This window comes from Albidovulum litorale (assembly GCF_025751495.1).
Taxonomy (GTDB): Bacteria; Pseudomonadota; Alphaproteobacteria; order Rhodobacterales; family Rhodobacteraceae; genus Albidovulum; species Albidovulum litorale.
Genome location: NZ_JAOWKZ010000010.1, coordinates 1 through 3515 on the forward strand (window position 1 = coordinate 1; position 3515 = coordinate 3515).

At 57.7% G+C, this 3515-nt stretch carries 3 protein-coding genes; all 3 read right to left on the reverse strand.

Going from position 1 to position 3515, the window contains the following annotated elements; translation table 11 throughout:
- A partial coding sequence (locus tag OEZ71_RS20195) for a M10 family metallopeptidase C-terminal domain-containing protein (RefSeq protein WP_263741899.1) occupies positions 1 to 1544 on the reverse strand: 1544 nt, incomplete at its 3' end.
- Between the two features lie 287 nt (positions 1545 to 1831).
- Entirely contained in the window at positions 1832 to 3049 is a 1218-nt protein-coding gene (locus OEZ71_RS20200; RefSeq protein WP_263741900.1) for a calcium-binding protein, read from the reverse strand.
- A gap of 248 nt (positions 3050 to 3297) precedes the next feature.
- A partial coding sequence (locus OEZ71_RS20205; protein WP_412175665.1) for a hypothetical protein occupies positions 3298 to 3515 on the reverse strand: 218 nt, incomplete at its 5' end.

The window sequence follows — 3515 nt, forward strand, 5'->3', positions numbered from 1 at the left end:
CGACCGAAAAGCGTGTCGTCATCGGCTCCGCCCAAGAGGCTGTCGGCCAGGCCACCACCATCCAGGGTGTCGTTACCCGCGCCACCGTCAAGCGTGTCAAAGCCGCCATTGCCGTTCAATTGGTTGTTTGCACTGTTGCCTGAAACTTGTTCATTGCCGGAACCGCCAACATAATTTTCGATGATTGTCCCTTGGGCGATCACCACATTTCCGACCATCCCCGCAACGTCCAGTACGCTACCCGACACGAGGTTCACGTTATTGTTCGACGTAGTGGTGCTGAGATCAAGCGTGTCGGTACCGGAACTGTCCTGGATCGTGAACGCAACAGGCCCGTTATTGTAGATCGAGGTATTGATCGTATTGTCGTCGAAAAGATACCCGAAGATCGTGCCGAGATATCCACCGATATTGGAATTGGCACCCCAGATCGTGTTGCCAGCATAGGCCGAGATTGTCGCGCCGTACAGCTCTGCAACAGCTGCGATATCTGCGATCATCGGCGTGATCGGGAACGCGAAGTCCGCGTTGATGAAGGTGTTATCGATCTGGTCGAAATACGACATCACCGTCATCTGGTAGCTGTCGTTCAGGAACACGGCGTTCGTGGCGTAGTTGCCCGCTCCGTTATAGTTCCCTGCATGCACAAGCCCGAGGGCATGGCCGATTTCATGCAGATAGGTCAGGAATGAGTAGCTTCCGATCGACGTACCGTAGGTCGATAACCAATTCGTCGAGATATTGACGCTCGCCTGTACAATCTGTCCCGTATTCGGGAAGTAGGCTTCCGGTCCCGCAAAGGCACCGGCCTGATTGTCATCAAACAGAATGTCCGCCGAAGTCGATGTCGTGGTTGAAAACGTCATGCCGGTTGCGACACTCCATGCCTCCAGCGCCCACAGCGCAAGTTGCTGTCCCGCAGCGGTAAGCGCCGCTATGTTAACCGTCATCGTATCCCCGGTCCGCTCATCATGCGCGATCGGAGTCGGAATCCCCCAGCCAAAATCTATGAGTTGTGTGACGACCTGCTCGACAGTGTAGACATTGGTCGCCGCCTGCAGCCTGTAGGTGCCGGTTTCGCCGCCATATGCCGATACACCAAGGTAGTAGGTCCCTGTCGTCGTCGCCGTGAACTCGATCAGCGAAAAATGGTTGCCAACGGACGGGTCGACGTCGTCATTGGTCAGCAGAAGATTTCCAGAAGAACCGTAAAGTCTAAGGAGCGTATCGTCCAATCCCGCGGCGCTGCCTCCAGTTCCCCAAACCGTGAAGACGTAGGTCTCGCCAGCGGTCAGGTTGACTCTGACCCAGTCCGCATCCGACGAGCTACTGATCGTTCCATCGAACTGATCGCCGACGGAAATCGTATAGCTCGTGGAAATATTGGCGACGGCGTCTATGGCTTCGGAATACAGCGCCGCGCGAAACGGCGCAGACAAAGATGAACCCGAGGTCAGGTCTGCCGTGAGTGCTTTGGTCAGCGGCCCAGTATCTTGGGGTAAATTCGACATTTCATTCATTGATTTAAGGGTGCGCGTACGCAACAAACCTCTCGAAACTGTCAATAATGTGGCGGATTTTGAAACCGCGATGCCGACGGTTGTGCCCGGCCCGCAATCTTCAAATTATTGGCAAACACTCGGCTGAAACCTGCCGATTAAATGAGACGCATCACATGTCAAACCCGGCTCCGCCCGTGATCCCGAGAGGAACCGAGCGATCGCCTGCAAAGGGTTAGGGTTCCACAAGCCAGCTACGCGACAAAAATGTCAGATTTGTGCTGTTTCAAAGCGCCGTTGTTGATTGGCACGCGGCTGGCTTTGTCTTGCCACTACCCAAACACGAAATCACTCGCGTCGATGTCGCCCGGGCTGATGCCGAATAGAAGCACGCTCACATCCGAGAACGTCACCAGCGTGTTCGGCCCTGACGCCGCCACCGTCACACCGCCGAAATCGACGGCCCCCGACGTGATCCGGATCAGGTCCAGCCCGTCCTCGAAATCCATGATCCGGTCGAACCCGTCGCCGGTGGCAAACACGAACTCGTCCGCGCCGGTGCCGCCGTTCATCCGGTCATCGCCCGTCCCGCCCTCGATCCGGTCGGCATCGCCGCCGCCAAAGATCCGGTCGTTGTCCGCACCGCCGAGGATCGTATCAGCGCCCACGCCGCCCACCAGACGGTCGACCCCGACACCACCGTCGATCAGGTCCGCACCACCGTCGCCGTTGAGCGAGTCATTGCCCAGCCCGCCGGTCAGCGTGTCGAGATGCGCCCCGCCAAACGCCCGGTCGTCACCGTCACCGCCATCGACGCTGTCATTGCCCTGCGCGCCGAAGAGGAAATCATTGTCCGCCTCGCCCAGCAGCGTGTCGAACCCGCTGCCACCCCTGAGTGTATCGGTGCCCGCACCGCCCTCCAGCCGGTCAACCCCGCCGCCACCGTCGAGCGAGTCATTCCCCGCGCCGCCGGAAAGCGAGTCATTGCCTATGCGACCAAACAGCGTGTCATTGTCGTCGCCGCCTTCCAGTGTGTCTCGGCCACCGCCACCGTCCAGCGTGTCACTGCCGATCCCGCCATCAAAGAAATCGAAGCTGGCGCCGCCCCGCATCCAGTCGTTTTCAGTCAGCGTCGCGAATGGGCTCGCAGCAATATTGATTGTGTCTCCTGGAGCAAGCGGTGACGCCGCCTGACCGACAGATATGATGTCGTTGTTGTTGAAATTGATGAAGTCAACGAGGGACGCAAATGCGGGCAAAGGATCGCCGCCAATCGCGTAGATATGGTCGGTGCCGGTGGCATCGTCATAAAGAATTAGAATAGTTGTGGATCTCTGAGTACCGTTGTCGTCCCAGACAACCTCGCCGAGCAGGCTCTCGTCAAACTGATCATCGTCAAAAAAATCGTTAACATTCAATGATATGCCGTCAACGATCACATCAGAATCGTTAGCGCTGATGAAATCGACTTCGGGCAGATCTCCTGGATCGCCCCCAATAACGGAATAGACCAACGAGGGTGTTGTACCATCATTGTAAGCGACCGACATGGTGGTCGTCCCGAGCGACACCGGACTGCCGTTAATATCCCACTGGACCGTGATACCCGTAAAAGTGTACGTCGACATAAGCAACTTCCCCGTTTCAGATTTCGAGCGAAGCAGTCGACAGGCTTGCCACCTTGCCGCGACATCACTCTTGGCCAGGTCACGTTAACGTCGGAGAACCATTGAGCAACCGCATCGGCACGGCAGGAGTTCAAGCGGGGAAGAACGTGGCCAATTGCCCACACCGCGTCCTACCCGAAGACGAAATCACTCGCGTCGATGTCGCCCGGGTTGATGCCGACCAGCAGCACGCTGACATCCGAGAAAGTCACCAGCGTGTTCGGCCCTGACGCCGCCACCGTCACACCGCCGAAATCAACGGCCCCCGCCGAGATCCGGATCAGGTCCAGCCCGTCCTCGAAATCCATGATCCGGTCGAACCCGTCGCCCGTCGCGAACACGAACTCGT

What these genes read in the sequence shown, in the direction of transcription:
- OEZ71_RS20200 (WP_263741900.1), bottom strand. Translation starts at nt 3,049, where the DNA reads ATGTCGGTCGCTTACAATGATGGTACAACACCCTCGTTGGTCTATTCC.